The following is a 15509-nucleotide window of genomic DNA, read 5'->3' as shown; positions in this document are numbered from 1 at the left end:
GGGGTAACCGGCAATTCTTCAATCGTTCTGAGTGTCAACCTATCTCAGGACGGGTCAGGCAAGAGCTTCGACTATTCGTCGAACAAAGCCCCCATCGCCTTGGGTGGCGTCACGCCCAGATGCCTGAATGCCGCCAAGGTCGCGATACGCCCCCTTGGCGTACGTTGCAAAAAGCCTTGCTGTATCAGATAGGGCTCGATCACGTCTTCAATCGTGCCCGCTTCCTCGCCAATGGCTGCGGCGACGTTCTCTAGGCCCACCGGCCCACCGTCAAAGCGGTGCACGATGGCCTCCAGTAATTTGCGGTCCATCAAATCAAAGCCACGCGGGTCTACATCCAGCATTGCCAGCGCTTTGTCCGCAATGGCTTTGCCTATGCGGCCATCTCCCTTGACGTCGGCATAGTCGCGCACCCGCCGAAGTAATCGGTTAGCAATACGCGGCGTGCCGCGCGAGCGACGAGCAATCTCTAACGCGCCTTCTTCATCCATCGGCGTGTTCAGCAGCGCGGCGGAGCGGGTGACGATGCGCTGCAACTCCTCGGCCGTATAGAACTCCAGTCGCGCCACGATGCCGAAACGGTCGCGCAGTGGGTTGGTCAGCATGCCGGCGCGGGTGGTGGCGCCCACCAGCGTGAACGGTTGCAGATCGAGCTTGATCGAGCGCGCAGCCGGGCCTTCGCCGATCATGATGTCGATCTGATAGTCCTCCAGCGCGGGGTAAAGAATTTCCTCCACCACCGGCGAGAGGCGGTGTATCTCGTCGATAAAGAGCACGTCGTTCTTCTCGAGATTGGTCAGGATCGCTGCCAGATCCTTGGGCTTCTCCAGCACCGGCCCGGAGGTCTGGCGCAAATTGACGCCCAACTCGGCGGCAATGATGTGGGAAAGCGTGGTCTTGCCTAGGCCCGGCGGGCCAAACAAAAGCACATGATCCATCGCCTCATCGCGCTTGCGGGCTGCACCGATGAAGATTTCCAGCTGTTCACGTGCCTTGGTCTGGCCGACATATTCGTCCAGCAACTTTGGCCGTAACGCGCGCTCAATCGCTTCTTCTTTGGGCGAGCTTGGTGCTGCGCTAACGACGCGTATCGGCGCGCTACCGAAATCATCGGTTTGAATGCTCATCGTGACAGTGCCCTCAGAGCCAGCTTGATGCCGTCACTCACGCCGACATCGGCCGGCAAGGGCTTCAGTGCCAGTGCGGCGTCTTTCTCGCTGTAGCCGAGCGCCACCAGCGCCTGCAAGATGTCACCTTGGTTGTCGTTGACCATGCTGATTGGCACGGCCAGATCTGGCCCGAGTTTGCCTTTGAGCTCAAGCAGCAGCCGCTCGGCGGTCTTCTTGCCTACGCCGGGCACCTTGACCAAGCGTGCAGCTTCTTGGCGTGCGACGGCTTGAGCCAGCTCGGCCACTGACAAGCCAGACAGCAGCGAAAGCGCCATGCGGGGGCCGACACCGCTGATCTTGATCAACTGGCGAAAGGTGGTGCGCTCCTCTGCGCTGAGGAAGCCAAACAGGATCTGGGCGTCTTCGCGAACCACAAAATGGGTCAGCAAACTGACCTTGTCGCCCAGGCCGCCCAAGTTGTAGAAGGTGCTCATGGGCACATCGACCTCGTAGCCGACGCCCTGCACGTCTATGAGAACCAGCGGGGGCGATTTCTCCGCAATGACGCCTGTGAGTCTTCCTATCATCCGGCCATTATCCGGCCGAACGGGTAAGAATCAGCTTCTGCCAAATAGACCGAGGCGCTGCGCTTCGAGTGCCGCTTCGGCGCGCGAAGAGACATTCAGTTTGCGATAGATCTGCTTCACATAATCGGCAATGGTGTGGCGTGACAAGCCCAGTTGCACGCCGATCTCCGGCAGGGTGAAGCCTTTGGCTACACGCAGCAAGACTTCGGTTTCACGGTCAGTCAGTGAAACCTCTTGGACGGGTGCGGCCGCCTGCTGGCGCCTTTGTTTGCCGAAGTAGGAGATCACCTTGCGGGCGATTGACGGCGACAGCGGCGGTTCGCCCTGGCTCATGCGCTGCAACTGTTCGATCAACAACTCGCGCGATTGTTCTTTCAGCAGATAACCAAAGGCGCCGGCTTGCAAGGCCGGGAAAAGGTGCTCGTCATCATCGTGAATGGTCACGATCACCGACTGCGCCTCCGGCTGGCGGTCGCGCAAGGCGGCAATGACGTCCACGCCCGAGCCATCCGGTAGTCCCAGATCAAGCAGTGCCAGATCAAAGCGATGACTGTTGACGAAGGCCAGCGCGTCTTGAACGCGCGAGCATTCGGTGATCTGTGCATTGACGAAGACTTGCTTGATCAGCGCCTTCAGCCAGGCGCGGATTTCGGGAATATCTTCAAGCAACAGAATATTGTCCATGGTGTTCTCGGTGTTCCGAAGAGGCGGGGCGCGGCATGCGCTCACTTGCATCTCAGTCGATGACGGTAAGGCTTTATCGGCTTGAAGCCAAGCGGCCTGAGCTTGATCAACTGACGCAGATGTGCGAGATGCACGTTTATTCAGAGCGGAATCGTCAGGCGTATCACCGTGCCCCAGCCTGGCCCCGATTCGACCAGGCATTGCCCATGCATTTGCTTGGCGCGGGATTTCATGCTCGCCATGCCATGCCCCCGGTCCAGCCTACCGTCCAGTTCGGCCGGTATGCCCTGACCATTGTCCTGGATCACGACCAGAAAGTCGCCGTCTTGAACCTTGCAGCTGATATTGCAATGTGTGCCGCCGCTGTGCTTGATGATGTTGCTGACGGCCTCGCGGAAGATCCGTGTGGTTTGCACGTAAGCGCGCGCTGGCAGGGTGTGGACGATGTCCTCCGTCGGTGATTCCCACTCTGCCAGGATATTGGCCTGACCCAACCTGGACACCAGCTCGGCCCGCCAGTCGCCCAGGGCGTCCAGCAACTGCACCGGCTTGCCCGTCAGCCCCCGCACCGACAAACGCATTTCTTCCAGCGCTTCACGCGCCAGGGTCGAGATGCGGTCGGACTCGCTGGTGTGAACAATCGTCAGCAGCTTGGCGCCCAAGTCATCGTGCAGATCGGCCGCAATGCGTTTGCGCTCTCGTTCGGTCACTTGCTCCAGCTTTTGTTCCACCAAGGCGCCAAAGCTGAGCTCGACTTCGGCAACTCTTGCATGCATATCTTGTTCGGCCTGTGCGTGGCGGATCTCGGCCAGCCTGCGGGCGCGTGCTAACGCGGCAAGTGTCTGCAGCCCAAGCGCCATCAGCAGCAGCGCCATGCCCCATAAGAGGAGCAAGGAAATACTCGGCGGTGTGGCTGCCAAGGCATCGCCGCCCATAGACCAGGCTGGTGCAACCTGCATCAGCATCAAGGCCGAGGCCGACAGTGCTAGCAGGCTCAGCAGTGCGCGCAGCAGCAGCGGATCGTTGAGTTGGGGCAGCAGCGGTTCGACGACGGGCTCTGCGTCACTGCTGTGCGAGCGCAGGTAATAGACGACGGCCAGCAGCAGCTCCAGCGCCAAGGCTGCGAACCAGCACTGCGCCAGCCAGGGCAGTTGTGTGTCGCCCAGCAGCCCTACCGTCAGCGGCGCCAGTACCAACTGCACCCGCAGTGCCGAGGCAAGCCAGGCCGGTAGGCCCAGCAAAGGCCTCAGCACAAAGCGCAGCGCACAAAAGGTCAGCAGCGCCAGCAAGCCCATCTCTGCGCCCGCTAGGCCGGGTCGGAACTCAAGCAGCATCGCCCAGGCCACGGCGCTGAGCATCATGCCGCTGAGGTAGGGCAAACGCCTGTCTGCCGGGCAAAGGCGGGCCAGCAAGCCGGTCGTGACGCCCATCATCATCAGCATGGCCATCAGCCAAGTGCTGATGATGGCGCTGAGACCGGAAGGGCCTAGGGCAGGGGCTTGGGTCGGCTGAGCCAGCAGCAAAGCCGGGAGCAAGAGCGTGCCAAGGGCTGCCGCAGCTATCAATCGAATTGGTTTGACCATGACGGAGTTTCTATCTGTCCAACAAGCTAGGTATGGGCGCGATTGTGCAGGACGCGCGAGCGGCTGCGACCCAGTGCTTGCACGGGCGACAATGCGAGCCTTGCCCACTGCGCCCAAATACCGCCGCCATGATGCTTCGCCATGATTTTGCCCCGATTGACAACCAGCGCTTGGCGCATTTGTGCGGCAGCTTGGACGGGCATTTGCGGCTGATTGAAACCAGCATGGGTGTCAGCATCACGCGCCAGCATGCGCATTTCCGCATCGAAGGCGCACGGGCCGCCGCAGCCCGTACCTTGCAGCTCTTGCAAACGCTTTATGAGCGTGGTCAGCGCGCTATCGCGCCCGAGCTTTTGCATTTGGCACTGGCCGAAGCCGTCAGTGAACTGGCCCCGGCCAAAAAACGCCGTCAAGCCTCGGCCGTCCCGGCGAAAGCGACAAAATCGGCGGATGCCGCAGCGACAGAGGCGCTGGTCTTGCGCACGCGCCGTGCCGATCTGGCTGGCCGCACGCCTTTGCAGCATCAATACCTGCGCCAAATCATGGGGCATGACATCACTTTTGGTTTAGGCCCGGCCGGCACCGGCAAGACCTATCTGGCCGTGGCCTGTGCCGTCGATGCGCTGGAGCGCAACAGCGTGCAGCGCATCATCCTGACGCGGCCGGCGGTTGAGGCCGGCGAGCGCCTGGGCTTCTTGCCCGGGGATTTGACCCAGAAGGTCGATCCTTATTTGCGCCCCCTGTATGACGCGCTGTATGAGTTGATGGGCTTCGACAAGGTCACCAAAGCGTTTGAGAAAGGAAGCTTGGAAGTCGCGCCCTTGGCCTTTATGCGCGGTCGCACGCTCAATCATGCTTTTGTGATTCTGGACGAAGCGCAAAACACCACGCCCGAGCAGATGAAAATGTTCCTGACCCGCATCGGCTTCGGCAGCAAATGCGTGATCACCGGCGATACCAGCCAGGTGGACCTGCCCAAGGGGGCTACCAGCGGTCTGGTCGACGCCGAGCGGGTGCTGGTCAAGGTGGAGGGCATCGCCATGACGCATTTCACCAGCGCCGATGTGGTGCGTCATCCCTTGGTGGCGCGGATCGTGGAGGCCTATGAGGCGCGCACCAAGGCCGAGGCCAAGTTAAAGAGCAAAGGAAGTGCAGCATGAGCCAGCCCGAACTGAGTTTGTCCTTGCAGTTTGCCGACCCCCGGCACCGCGCGCTGCTGCCTCGCCACAAGGTGATGCGCTGGATCCGTGCCGCACTGGAGCTGCCGGGCGAGTTGACCGTGCGCATTGTTGGCGCCGAAGAAGGGCAGGCGCTCAACCGCGAGTTCCGGGGCAAGGACTACGCAACCAATGTGCTGACCTTCGACTACAGCCATGAGCCTGTGGTGACGGCCGACCTGGTGATTTGTGCCCAGGTGGTGGAGCGCGAAGCCTCGGAGGCGGGCACCGATATCGCCGCCTACTACGCTCATATGTTGGTGCACGGCACCCTGCATGCGCAGGGTTATGACCACGAAGAAGACGACGAGGCCGCCTGCATGGAGGGCCGCGAGACCGAAATCATGCTGGGCCTGGGTTTCGCGGACCCCTATCCGGCGGCTTGATTTGCGGAACTAGCGTCGAGTGCCCAGGTAGCGCTTGCGCCAGAAGAAGCTGCCCAGCAAGAGCGCGATCATCACCATCACGCCCAGGGCGATCCAGACGCCGGTGGCGCGGTGAATCAAGGGCAGAGTGTCGAAGTTCATGCCGAAGATGCCGGTGATCAGGTTCAGCGGCAGAAAAATTGCAGTCAGCACGGTCAAGGTGCGCATGATGTTGTTGGTGCGGTGCCCAAGCGCCGAGAAGTGCATTTGCACCGCCGACTCTGATGATGATTCCATGCGTCGCACATGAGTCAATACCCGCTCGATATGCTCCAACACGTCGCGTGAACGCACGCGCAGCAGTTCGCGGTCGCGCAGCACGGCCGCGTCTTGCGAGGCCGGCCAGTCGTCCAATACGTCGATCCACTCCTGCATCGCGCTGCGTTGATCCTCGCAAGTATCTTCAAGCCTGTGCAGCGCGTCGCGCGACTCCAGCAGCAGCGGCCACTCATGGAACTCACGCTGCGAATCCATCAAGGCATGTTGCACCGTTTGCATCTGCCGGGTCAGCAAGCGCCGCAAGTCCAGATAGCTGTCCACCATATGGTTGACCATGCGCAGCATCAGCTCGGCCGAGCTATTGGGCAGGCGCGAGGCGCCGCGCAGGTCGCGGCCCTCGGTCAGGGCACCGAGCTTTTGGGCGAAGTAGTCACGCACCGCGCAGTCGGTCGGGTGCACGCTCAGCAGCACGCGGTCAAATACGGCAAAGCCGACCGGGCTGGTGTCGATAGCCCTCAGCGCTTTTTGCGCGCTGGCCAGCGTGCCATGCTGATCGTCCACGAACAAGTCTTCACTGCCGGGGGCCGCCGCCAACCGGCGGAAGATCAACATGTCGTACCAGGAGGTGTAATCGAAATGCGAGGGCAGCTGGTTGTTGATCAGGTCGGCCACATGCAGGTCGACCAGGGCTCCGCAGTTCCAGCGCTGCAGGCCGAGCTGCACGTCCATATAGTGCAACTCGAACTCGCGCCGGCCAAAGGCCAGCCATAAATAGCCACCTTCCGGCGGGTCAGCCGGGAGTTGCCCCAGTTCGGTGAACTGATCCCCTCGGATGTGGAAGACCCGCATCAGCCGTTCTTCTTCAGCAGGCGGGCGGCTTCAAGCGCAAAGTAAGTCAGCACGCCGTCGGCGCCGGCGCGCTTGAAGGCCAAGAGCGACTCCATCATCACCGCGTCATGGGCGAGCCAGCCGTTCGCAGCGGCCGCTTTGAGCATCGCGTATTCGCCGCTGACTTGGTAGGCGAAGGTCGGTACGCGGAACTCGTCCTTGACCCGGCGCACGATGTCCAGATATGGCATGCCGGGCTTGACCATCACCATGTCTGCCCCTTCGGCGATGTCCAGCGCCACCTCGCGCAGCGCCTCATCGCTATTGCCGGGGTCCATCTGGTAGGTCTTTTTGTCCGCCTTGCCAAGGTTGCCGGCCGAGCCGACGGCGTCGCGAAATGGGCCGTAGAAGGCGCTGGCGTATTTGGCGCTATAGGCCATGATGCGGGTGTGAATATGGCCCTGAGCTTCCAAAGCACAGCGGATCGCACCGATTCTGCCGTCCATCATGTCGCTAGGTGCCACGATGTCAACGCCGGCTTCGGCCTGCACCAAGGCTTGTGCGGTCAGCATCTCCACCGTGCGGTCATTGATGATGTAGCCGGTCTCGTCCAGCAGGCCGTCTTGGCCATGGCTGGTGTAGGGGTCCAGCGCGACGTCGGTCAAGATGCCGAGTTCGGGGAATTTCGCCTTCAGCGCCCGCACCACACGCGGCACCAAGCCGTCCGGGTTGATTGCTTCTCTGCCATCGGGGGTTTTCAGTGAGTTATCGATCACCGGAAAGAGCGCCAGCGCCGGGATGCCCAGCGCCACGCATTCTTCGGCGACGGTGATCAAGTGGTCCAGGCTCAAGCGGGCCACACCCGGCATAGAGGCAATCGGGGTGCGCAGATCGACCCCTTCATGAACGAAGACCGGCAGGATCAGGTCGCTGGCGCTGAGTGCGTGTTCGCGCACCATGGCGCGGCTGAAAGCATCGCGGCGCAGGCGGCGTGGGCGGCTCGAGGGGAAGGGGGCGGGAGGCAGGACTGAGCGGGACAAGGGCGATTCTCCGGGTCAAAGTGACGGACTGCGCAATCTAAGCGATAACAATTAAAGACAGCCGCGTGAAGATTCTGTTAATATTCACCTCGAATGATAGCCGCAAGGTGGTCGTTCCCTGCTTTTCCTCCCTGAGCAGGAGCCTTTGCGTGATGACAGCGAAAAGGCTTTCTCGCCCCGGCTTGTGAGCCGGGGCTTTTTTTTGTCCGCAGCGACAAACTACCCGCAGCAGTGCCGACAGCGTTTGCGTCGGCCACTTCGGTCACCGCGGTCGCGCCCCGCATAATGCCGCCATGCTCTGGATCAAAGCTTTTCATATCATCTTCGTGGCCAGCTGGTTCGCCGGCCTGTTCTACATGCCGCGCATCTTCGTCAATCTGGCCATGGTGCCGACAGAGAGCCACGCCGAGCGTGAGCGCCTGCTCTTGATGGCGCACAAGCTGTACCGTTTCATGAGCTTGTTGATGATCCCGGCCCTCGGTTTTGGTGCCTGGCTTTGGATGGACAACTTCAGCGGTTTCAACCGCGGCTGGCTGCATCTCAAGCTGGCCTTGGTGGTCGGCGTGATTGGCTACCATCATTTCTGCAAAAGCATCTTGCGCAGTTTCGAGCTGCTGGCCAACCGGCGCAGCCACCGCTGGTTCCGCATCTTCAATGAGATGTCGGTCCTGCTGTTTGCTGCCATCGTGATTTTGGTGGTGGTCAAGCCTTTTTAAGCGGGTAGCCGATGGCACGCCGGCAGAGCTCCGCGACCTGGTTGCTGCTGGCCTATGCCTGCTTGATCGTCTATGCCAGCCTCTACCCTTTTGGTCCCTGGGTCTTGCCGCCCGGCGTGCCGCTTGAGAGTCTGTGGCGCCTGCCCTGGCCCAAGTATTTCGGTGCTTTTGATCAACAGCTCAATCTGATCGGCTATTTGCCCTTGGGCCTCCTGGGCTTGGCGGCGGGCCTGCGCAGCGGTCTGGGGCTGCGTGGCGCATTGCTACTCGGGCTGCTACCGGCCCCCTTGCTCTCTTATGTGCTCGAGACGGTGCAGTTTTTTCTGCCCTCGCGGGTGCCTTCTTTGGCCGATTGGCTGTTGAATTCCATCGGCGCTTGGGCGGGGGTGGTGCTCGGCTTGGTACTGCATGCTTTTGGTGGCCTGCGGCGCTGGCATGAGTTGCGCGAATACTGGTTTGTGCCGCACAGTGCTTCGGCCTTGGCCTTGCTGGCCATTTGGCCTTTGGGATTGTTGTTCCCCACCTCGGTGCCCTTGGGTTTGGGCCGCTGGCTGCCCCATCTGCAAGACACTGCGGTCGACCTGCTGGAAAACACGCCCTGGGCCCTGCAGTGGAGCGATGAATGGGTCGACGCGGCGCGCGCTCTGCCGCCGGGCTTGGAAGCGATCGTCATTGCGCTGGGTCTGCTGGCGCCTGCCTTGCTCGTATTGTCGGTGGCCAAGCCCGGCAAGCGCCGTGCCTTGCTGGTGCTGGGGCTTGGCGTGTTAGGGGTGCTCATCACGGCCTTGTCCACCGGCTTGAATTTTGGCCCGCACAACGCCTGGGCTTGGTTGACGCTGGCCACATGGCCGGGGCTTGCAATCGGGCTGCTGTTAGGTTTGCTGGCGGCCTTCTTGCCTCGGCAGGTTTGCGCGGGGCTGGGGCTTTTGGTGTTGAGCGCCTTGATCGCTTTGATCAGCCAGACGCCGGCCGATCCGTATCTGGTGCAGCGCCTGCAGACCTGGGAGCAGGGTCGTTTCATCAATCTCTACGGTCTGGCGGAGTGGATAGGCTGGGTGTGGCCGTTTGCGGCAGCCCTGTGTTTGCTGAACTTAATGGCCCGGCGCAAGCTCTGAAACCCGGCCCCTCCCTACAATGGCGGCATGAGTTATTTTCAGCGCCATATATTCTTCTGCCTGAACGAGCGCGAGAGCGGCAAGAGCAGCTGCGCTCAAAGCGGCGCCCAGGCAGGGTTCGATCATTGCAAGTCCAGGGTGCGCGACTTGGGGTTGGCCGAAGTCGGCGGCGTGCGCGTCAACAAGGCCGGCTGCCTGCATCGCTGCGCCGGCGGCCCGGTGGCGGTGGTCTACCCGGATGCGGTTTGGTACACCTATGTGGACAACAGTGATATCGATGAAATCGTCGACAAACATCTGAAAAATGGCCAAGTCGTCGAGCGCTTGGTCTTGTCTGATGATGTGGGTTTGTAAGCGATGAACTCCCTGACCGAGAAGCGCTTGATAGCCGGTCCGGCCGGCTTGATCGAATGTGCGATTGATATGCCGGGCGCTGGCTTTGACGGGCGCTTGCGCGGTATGGCGCTGATTTGCCATCCGAATCCGACCCAGGGCGGCACGATGGACAACAAGGTCGTGCAAACCTTGGCGCGGGCCTTGGTTCAGTTGGGCTACCGTGCGGTGCGTTTCAACTTTCGCGGAATTGGCAAATCTGAAGGCGCATGGGATGCCGGTCAGGGTGAAGTGGATGATGCCCTCGCCGTACTGGCTGCATTTCGCGAGTCTGATGAGGCTTTTGTGTTGGCGGGCTTTTCGTTCGGCGCTTTTGTCACATCACAGGCCGCGCAGCGTTTGCCTGACGGCCAAGTGGCCGAACGTTTGATCTTGGTCGGGCCGGCGACAAGCCGGTTTGACACCGCGCCGGTACCCGCCGAAACACTGGTAATCCACGGCGAGGTTGACGATGTGGTCCCGCTTGCCTCGGTGCTGGACTGGGCTCGTCCGCAGTCGCTGCCCGTCGTTGTCGTGCCCGGCGTCGGACATTTTTTCCATGGCCAGTTGCCTCTGCTGAAGAACATCATTGTTCGCAACTGGCAAATTTGATTTCCCCGATTTTCGAGACTCCTTGATGAAACGATTGATTGCCTTTGTGTTGGCCGCTGCCAGCGCCTTCACTGTTCATGCGCAAGCGCCGCAGCCGCCCGAGATTGCTGCGCGCAGCTTTTTGCTGCTGGACATGACCTCCAACAAGGTCTTGTCCGAGCGCGACGCCGACACGCCCAACGACCCGGCCTCACTGACCAAGCTGATGACTGCTTATGTGGTGTTCGGCGCGCTGCGCGACAAGCGCCTGACGCTGGATCAGACGCTGACCATTTCCAAGCGTGCCTGGGATGAGCGCAAGGGCGACCCTTCGCTGATGTTCATCGACACCACCATGACGCCCAAGGTCGACGAACTGCTGCGCGGCATGATCATCCAGTCCGGCAATGATGCATCGGTGGCCTTGGCCGAGGGCGTGGGCGGCACGGTGGAGCAATTTGTCGCGATGATGAATCGCCAGGCACAGGCCTGGGGCCTGAAGAATACCGAGTTCAAGAATGTCACCGGCATGACCGAGCCGGGCCACCGCAGCAGCGCACGCGATCTGTCGGTGATCGGCTCCAACCTGATTCGTGACTTCCCCGAGTTCTACGGCTATTACTCACAGCGCGATTTCACTTTCAACAAGATTCGCCAAGACAACCGCAACCTGCTCTTGCGCCGCGACCCCAGCGTCGACGGCATGAAGACCGGCTACACCGAAGCGGCCGGCTACTGCCTGGTGGCCAGCGCCCAGCGCGAATTTCCTAACGGCAAGCGCCGACTGCTCAGCGTCGTGATGGGCACGGCGTCCAAAGAAGCGCGCGCCAGCGAGAGCCAGAAGTTGCTGAACTGGGGCTACTCCGCCTTCGATGCGGTGCGCCTGTTTGACAACGGCCAAGCCATCAGCACCGTGCCGGTGTGGAAGGGCGCCGTGCGCGAGGCCAAGCTGGGTGCGGCCGGGCCGGTGTTTGTGGCGGTGCCACGCGGCGAGGGTGCCAAGCTGCAGACCAAGGTCGAGCGTACCGATCCCTTGGTGGCGCCACTGAGCAAGGGCCAGCGCGTGGGCACACTCAAGGTCACCACGACCGGCGGCGTGGCCGTGGCCGAGGTGCCCTTGGTGGTACAAGAAGAGGTGCCGATGGCCGGCATTTTTGGCCGAGCCTGGGACGCAATCCGCCTCTGGATCAAATGACGAGTCAGCGTGCTTTGGGCGTAAGCTCAAGCCCGATCAGGAGAGCCGCATGAAAAGCACCTTGCCCGATGTCTTTTGCTATCTGAACGGTGAGTACACGCCTTTGGTCGAAGCCAAGATTTCGGTGATGGATCGCGGCTTCATCTTCGGCGATGGCGTCTACGAAATGCTGCCGGTCTATGGCCGGCTGCTGTTCCGTTTCGAGAGCCATATGGATCGTTTGGAGCGCAATCTGGCCAAGCTGCGCATCGAAAGCCCGCTGCTGCGTGCCGAATGGCTGGAGATCGCCCGCAAGCTGATTTCCAAAGTGGGCGCCGAAGACCAGGCGGTCTACTTGCAAGTGACGCGCGGTGTTGCGCCGCGCAATCATGTCATGCCGTCGCAGATCAAGCCGACGCTGTTTGCCTACAGCAGCCCGGCCAAGCCGGTCAGCGCGGAGGACAGGCATCACGGCGTGTCCTGCATCACGGCGCGGGACTTTCGCTGGGAGCGCGGCGATATCAAGAGCACCTCGCTGCTTGGCAATGTACTGGCGCGGCAAATATCGGCCGATCAGGGTGCGATGGAGACGATTCTCTTGCGTGATGGTTTTCTGACCGAGGCCTCGGCCTCCAATGTCTGGATCGTCAAAGAGGGCGCCTTGCTCGGCCCGCCCAAGAGCGAGCATGTGTTGGAGGGGATCAGGGTCGAGCTGCTGAAGGAGTTGTGCGAGGAGGTCGGCATTGGCTACAAGCTGCGGCCGATCTCGGAAGCCGATCTGTTTGCGGCCGATGAAATCATTCTCAGCTCCTCGTCCAAGGAGGTCTTGCCGGTCACCAAGCTGGATCATGAAGCGGTCGGGCATGGGGCGCTGCGCGGCAAGCCCGGCCCGGTCTATGCGCGGCTGTACGAGGCCTACCAACGCGCCAAGTTATTGCAATCCATTTGAGCCAGCCATGAGTAATTTGCCCCCCATCAATTTGCCCCCGGACATCCCACCGGAGCAGTCGCTGATCGAGTACCCGTCCAAGTTCCCGATCAAGGTGATGGGCACCCATGTGGACGGTTTTGTCGAAGCCATCGTGATGGTGGCGCGGCAGTTCGATCCCGAGTTTGATGAACAGACCATCGAGCGCCGCCCCAGCAAGGCCGGCAATTACCTGGGCCTGACCATCACCGTGACGGCGACCAGCCGCGAGCAACTCGATGAGCTATATCGGACGCTGAGCACGCATCCGATGGTGAAAATAGTCTTATGACCTTGTGGGCTAGACCTTGCCGCCAGGCAAGCTCTGGCCCCAACTGATTGAGCGGGTTGGTAGATATAAACGGGCTTGTTTAGGTCGTCGGTTCCGCAGCCAACCTGCGATCCAAATCGATCAGCTTGCTGGGCGCCGCTTCGTCGCCATTGCGTGCGGCGATGTCGTACCAATAGCGCGCCAGGCGCAAATCGGCTGGCAGCCCCAGCCCTGTTTCATACATCGAGGCGAGCAGGTATTGCGCGCCGACATCGCCGCCTGTGGCCGCTTCGCGGAACCAGCGCGCCGCTTGTTTCATATCCAGTGGTGCGCCGCGACCCAGGTAGTAGGCGGTGGCCAACGCCACCTGGGCGTCGACGCTGCCATGCTCGGCCGCGCGGGCATACCAGACCGTAGAAGCTGCCAGTTCGGGCTTGCCCAAGACGCCTTGTTCGTACAGCTGACCCAGTGCCAGTTCCGCGCGCACCAGCCCCTTGGCCGCAGCGCGCTCCAGCAGGCGCTTGGCCTCGAGGGGATTGGGCTTGGGCAGCTCGGCGCGCAAATGCATCATGGCCAGGTTGTAGTCACCCAAGGGGTCACGCTTGGCCGACAGCGCGGTGAAGCTGCGCGCTGCGGTTTTCAAGTCCCCCGACTCATAGGCCTCGACCGCGAGTTCCAATGGCGTCGCAGCAGTCTGCGCGCGGGGGCTGCCGACCAGCGCCGCCAGCATCAGGGCTACGGCAAACGAGGACTGAAGACGAGTAGACATGGGCTTCCTTGGCAATTGAGGCGTGACCTTAACTGAATCTGTGTCGGCCCGCAGGACTCAGGCCTTACAGCCCGGCGCTACGATAGCGGCATGATTCTTGTGAAAACCTTGGGCCTGGTGGATTACGAGGCCACCGTCGAAGCGATGCGGGCTTTTACCGAAAAGCGCGGCCCCGATACCCCCGATGAATTGTGGTTGTGTGAGCATCCGCCCACCTATACCCAAGGCCTGGCCGGCCGCGCGGACCATGTGCTCGAAGCGGGTGGCATTCCGGTGGTGCAAACCAACCGTGGCGGCCAGGTCACTTATCACGGCCCAGGTCAGGTCGTCGCCTATCCGCTGCTCAATCTGCAGCGGCTCGGCTACTTTGTGCGCGAGTATGTATTCAGGCTGGAAACGGCAGTGATCCAAACGCTGGATGGCTACGGCATCACCGGCCACCGCGTCGCCGGTGCGCCGGGCATTTATGTGCGCTTAGATGATCCGCAAAGCCATGCCGCCTTGACCGGCCCGGTCGATCCGCTGAACCCTTTTGCGGGCTTGGGCAAGGTTGCGGCACTCGGCATCAAGGTCAGTCGTCAGTGCACTTACCACGGCGTGGCGCTGAACGTGGCGATGGATTTGCAGCCCTTTGCCGGCATCAACCCTTGTGGCTATGCGGGGTTGGCGACGGTGGACCTCGTTACACTTGGGGTTTTTGCGGATTGGCCGACTGTGGCCGCGCGCTTCGGGGAGCGGCTACAAGCCCAGCTGGAGCGCTGAACAAGCATGGAGTTTGGCTGGCATGGCGACCGAGAACATCACTCACGAAGCGAAGACGGGCGAGGCGTATGACGCCAGCGCCAAACAAAAATCGCAGGCCAAGACCGCCCGAATCCCGATCAAGATCGTTCCGGCCGAAACCCTGAAAAAGCCCGACTGGATCCGCGTCAAGGCTGGCTCGCCGTCGACCCGTTTCTACGAGATCAAGCAGATCCTGCGCGAGCACAAGCTGCACACCGTCTGCGAAGAAGCGTCCTGCCCGAATATCGGCGAATGCTTCGGCAAGGGCACGGCCACCTTCATGATCATGGGCGATAAGTGCACGCGGCGCTGCCCGTTCTGCGATGTCGGCCATGGTCGGCCCGATCCGCTGGACGAGGCAGAGCCACTGAATCTTGCCAAGACGATTGCCGCCTTGAAGCTCAAGTACGTCGTGATCACCAGCGTGGACCGCGATGACTTGCGCGACGGCGGTGCTGGCCATTTCGCCGAATGCATTCGCCAAGTCCGCGAATTGAGTCCAACGACGCAGATCGAAGTGCTGGTACCCGACTTCCGTGGCCGTGCCGACCGTGCGCTGGACATCCTCAAAGCCGCGCCGCCGGACGTGATGAACCACAATCTGGAAACCGCGCCGCGTCTGTATAAGGAAGCCCGGCCCGGCTCAGACTACCAGTTCAGCCTGGACCTGTTGAAGAACTTCAAGGCCGCGGTGCCCGGCGTGCCGACCAAGAGCGGCATCATGGTGGGCCTGGGCGAAACCGACGAAGAAATCCTGCAGGTGATGCGCGATATGCGCGCCCACAACATCGATATGTTGACCATCGGGCAATACCTGGCGCCGAGCGGTCACCACCTGCCGGTGCGCCGCTATGTGCACCCGGATACCTTCACGATGTTCGAGGAAGAAGCCTACAAAATGGGATTCAGCCACGCGGCCGTTGGCGCGATGGTGCGCTCCAGCTATCACGCCGATCAGCAGGCCCATGGGGTGGTTGCGGGCAGCTGATCGCCAAGCCCACATGACCCGTCCTGAGATAGGTTGACACTCAGAACGATTGAAGAAATGCCGGTTACCCG

At 61.4% G+C, this 15509-nt stretch carries 18 protein-coding genes; 11 read left to right on the top strand and 7 right to left on the bottom strand.

What is annotated here, in order from left to right; genetic code table 11:
* Nucleotides 1–71: 71 nt before the first annotated feature.
* From ruvB to PRZ03_RS23460, 4 genes are all read right to left on the bottom strand, one after another.
* A complete protein-coding gene (gene ruvB / locus PRZ03_RS23475) occupies nt 72–1127 on the bottom strand; it encodes a Holliday junction branch migration DNA helicase RuvB (RefSeq protein ID WP_273602527.1) in 1056 nt (351 codons plus the stop codon).
* On the bottom strand, nt 1124–1696 hold the full coding sequence (gene ruvA / locus PRZ03_RS23470; protein WP_273602526.1) for a Holliday junction branch migration protein RuvA: 573 nt from the start codon (nt 1694–1696) through the stop codon (nt 1124–1126). Before ruvA ends, ruvB begins: the two co-directional genes overlap by 4 nt.
* A gap of 30 nt (nt 1697–1726) precedes the next feature.
* A complete protein-coding gene (locus PRZ03_RS23465; protein ID WP_263534367.1) occupies nt 1727–2380 on the bottom strand; it encodes a response regulator in 654 nt (217 codons plus the stop codon).
* A 140-nt stretch (nt 2381–2520) separates the two neighbouring features.
* Nucleotides 2521–3963, bottom strand: a complete 1443-nt coding sequence (locus PRZ03_RS23460) for a sensor histidine kinase (protein WP_273602525.1) — start codon at nt 3961–3963, stop codon at nt 2521–2523.
* A gap of 128 nt (nt 3964–4091) precedes the next feature.
* Here PRZ03_RS23460 and PRZ03_RS23455 point away from each other — a divergent pair, with 128 nt between their 5' ends.
* Together PRZ03_RS23455 and ybeY are read left to right on the top strand one after the other, a co-directional pair.
* On the top strand, nt 4092–5123 hold the full coding sequence (locus PRZ03_RS23455; RefSeq protein ID WP_273602524.1) for a PhoH family protein: 1032 nt from the start codon (nt 4092–4094) through the stop codon (nt 5121–5123).
* Entirely contained in the window at nt 5120–5566 is a 447-nt protein-coding gene (gene ybeY, locus PRZ03_RS23450; RefSeq protein WP_273602523.1) for an rRNA maturation RNase YbeY, read from the top strand. The genes PRZ03_RS23455 and ybeY overlap by 4 nt, the downstream gene beginning before the upstream one ends.
* A gap of 9 nt (nt 5567–5575) precedes the next feature.
* Here the strand turns inward: ybeY and PRZ03_RS23445 are convergent, their stop codons facing one another.
* A complete protein-coding gene (locus PRZ03_RS23445) occupies nt 5576–6673 on the bottom strand; it encodes a magnesium transporter CorA family protein (protein WP_263534371.1) in 1098 nt (365 codons plus the stop codon).
* Nucleotides 6673–7692, bottom strand: a complete 1020-nt coding sequence (gene hemB / locus PRZ03_RS23440; RefSeq protein ID WP_273602522.1) for a porphobilinogen synthase — start codon at nt 7690–7692, stop codon at nt 6673–6675. Before hemB ends, PRZ03_RS23445 begins: the two co-directional genes overlap by 1 nt.
* 293 nt (nt 7693–7985) lie before the next feature.
* Between hemB and PRZ03_RS23435 the strand changes: the two genes are divergently transcribed.
* Genes PRZ03_RS23435 through PRZ03_RS23405 form a run of 7 tightly spaced genes read left to right on the top strand, consistent with a single transcriptional unit; the run spans nt 7986 to nt 12919 of the window.
* Nucleotides 7986–8408: a CopD family protein gene (locus PRZ03_RS23435; RefSeq protein ID WP_263534373.1), complete on the top strand. Its 423-nt coding sequence runs from the start codon at nt 7986–7988 to the stop codon at nt 8406–8408.
* Between the two features lie 11 nt (nt 8409–8419).
* Nucleotides 8420–9523, top strand: coding sequence for a VanZ family protein (locus tag PRZ03_RS23430; protein WP_263534374.1), 1104 nt, complete (start codon nt 8420–8422; stop codon nt 9521–9523).
* Between the two features lie 27 nt (nt 9524–9550).
* Complete coding sequence (locus PRZ03_RS23425) at nt 9551–9877, top strand: (2Fe-2S) ferredoxin domain-containing protein (RefSeq protein WP_273602521.1); 327 nt, start codon at nt 9551–9553, stop codon at nt 9875–9877.
* Between the two features lie 3 nt (nt 9878–9880).
* Nucleotides 9881–10507 (top strand): alpha/beta hydrolase, encoded by a 627-nt coding sequence (locus PRZ03_RS23420; RefSeq protein ID WP_273602520.1) that lies wholly within the window; start codon nt 9881–9883, stop codon nt 10505–10507.
* A 25-nt stretch (nt 10508–10532) separates the two neighbouring features.
* Nucleotides 10533–11681, top strand: a complete 1149-nt coding sequence (locus PRZ03_RS23415) for a D-alanyl-D-alanine carboxypeptidase family protein (protein ID WP_263534377.1) — start codon at nt 10533–10535, stop codon at nt 11679–11681.
* A gap of 49 nt (nt 11682–11730) precedes the next feature.
* Nucleotides 11731–12609 carry a D-amino acid aminotransferase gene (locus PRZ03_RS23410; protein ID WP_273602519.1) on the top strand — a complete coding sequence of 293 codons (879 nt, stop codon included), beginning with the start codon at nt 11731–11733 and terminating at the stop codon, nt 12607–12609.
* A gap of 7 nt (nt 12610–12616) precedes the next feature.
* Nucleotides 12617–12919, top strand: coding sequence for a DUF493 family protein (locus PRZ03_RS23405; protein WP_273602518.1), 303 nt, complete (start codon nt 12617–12619; stop codon nt 12917–12919).
* A 79-nt stretch (nt 12920–12998) separates the two neighbouring features.
* Here the strand turns inward: PRZ03_RS23405 and PRZ03_RS23400 are convergent, their stop codons facing one another.
* Complete coding sequence (locus PRZ03_RS23400) at nt 12999–13667, bottom strand: tetratricopeptide repeat protein (RefSeq protein WP_273602517.1); 669 nt, start codon at nt 13665–13667, stop codon at nt 12999–13001.
* Between the two features lie 90 nt (nt 13668–13757).
* On the opposite strand from PRZ03_RS23400, the gene lipB reads away from it, so the two are divergent.
* Together lipB and lipA are read left to right on the top strand one after the other, a co-directional pair.
* A complete protein-coding gene (gene lipB, locus PRZ03_RS23395) occupies nt 13758–14429 on the top strand; it encodes a lipoyl(octanoyl) transferase LipB (protein WP_273602516.1) in 672 nt (223 codons plus the stop codon).
* A 22-nt stretch (nt 14430–14451) separates the two neighbouring features.
* Nucleotides 14452–15438, top strand: a complete 987-nt coding sequence (lipA, locus tag PRZ03_RS23390; RefSeq protein ID WP_273602515.1) for a lipoyl synthase — start codon at nt 14452–14454, stop codon at nt 15436–15438.
* The last annotated feature ends 71 nt before the right edge of the window (nt 15439–15509 follow it).

The organism is Roseateles albus (assembly GCF_028595345.1).
GTDB classification, from domain to species: domain Bacteria; phylum Pseudomonadota; class Gammaproteobacteria; order Burkholderiales; family Burkholderiaceae_C; genus Paucibacter_A; species Paucibacter_A albus.
Note: the sequence above shows the minus strand (reverse complement) of the source record. Positions and strands in the feature narration are given on the sequence as shown.

Excerpts from the sequence above, each read along its gene's own strand:
- PRZ03_RS23460 (WP_273602525.1), bottom strand. The coding sequence starts at position 3,963 with ATGGTCAAACCAATTCGATTGATAGCTGCGGCAGCCCTTGGCACGCTC.
- PRZ03_RS23410 (WP_273602519.1), top strand. The coding sequence starts at position 11,731 with ATGAAAAGCACCTTGCCCGATGTCTTTTGCTATCTGAACGGTGAGTAC.
- PRZ03_RS23405 (WP_273602518.1), top strand. The coding sequence starts at position 12,617 with ATGAGTAATTTGCCCCCCATCAATTTGCCCCCGGACATCCCACCGGAG.
- PRZ03_RS23435 (WP_263534373.1), top strand. The coding sequence starts at position 7,986 with ATGCTCTGGATCAAAGCTTTTCATATCATCTTCGTGGCCAGCTGGTTC.
- PRZ03_RS23420 (WP_273602520.1), top strand. The coding sequence starts at position 9,881 with ATGAACTCCCTGACCGAGAAGCGCTTGATAGCCGGTCCGGCCGGCTTG.
- PRZ03_RS23445 (WP_263534371.1), bottom strand. The coding sequence starts at position 6,673 with ATGCGGGTCTTCCACATCCGAGGGGATCAGTTCACCGAACTGGGGCAA.
- PRZ03_RS23400 (WP_273602517.1), bottom strand. The coding sequence starts at position 13,667 with ATGTCTACTCGTCTTCAGTCCTCGTTTGCCGTAGCCCTGATGCTGGCG.
- ruvA (WP_273602526.1), bottom strand. The coding sequence starts at position 1,696 with ATGATAGGAAGACTCACAGGCGTCATTGCGGAGAAATCGCCCCCGCTG.
- ruvB (WP_273602527.1), bottom strand. The coding sequence starts at position 1,127 with ATGAGCATTCAAACCGATGATTTCGGTAGCGCGCCGATACGCGTCGTT.
- lipB (WP_273602516.1), top strand. The coding sequence starts at position 13,758 with ATGATTCTTGTGAAAACCTTGGGCCTGGTGGATTACGAGGCCACCGTC.
- lipA (WP_273602515.1), top strand. The coding sequence starts at position 14,452 with ATGGCGACCGAGAACATCACTCACGAAGCGAAGACGGGCGAGGCGTAT.
- PRZ03_RS23415 (WP_263534377.1), top strand. The coding sequence starts at position 10,533 with ATGAAACGATTGATTGCCTTTGTGTTGGCCGCTGCCAGCGCCTTCACT.
- ybeY (WP_273602523.1), top strand. The coding sequence starts at position 5,120 with ATGAGCCAGCCCGAACTGAGTTTGTCCTTGCAGTTTGCCGACCCCCGG.
- PRZ03_RS23465 (WP_263534367.1), bottom strand. The coding sequence starts at position 2,380 with ATGGACAATATTCTGTTGCTTGAAGATATTCCCGAAATCCGCGCCTGG.
- PRZ03_RS23430 (WP_263534374.1), top strand. The coding sequence starts at position 8,420 with ATGGCACGCCGGCAGAGCTCCGCGACCTGGTTGCTGCTGGCCTATGCC.
- PRZ03_RS23425 (WP_273602521.1), top strand. The coding sequence starts at position 9,551 with ATGAGTTATTTTCAGCGCCATATATTCTTCTGCCTGAACGAGCGCGAG.
- PRZ03_RS23455 (WP_273602524.1), top strand. The coding sequence starts at position 4,092 with ATGATGCTTCGCCATGATTTTGCCCCGATTGACAACCAGCGCTTGGCG.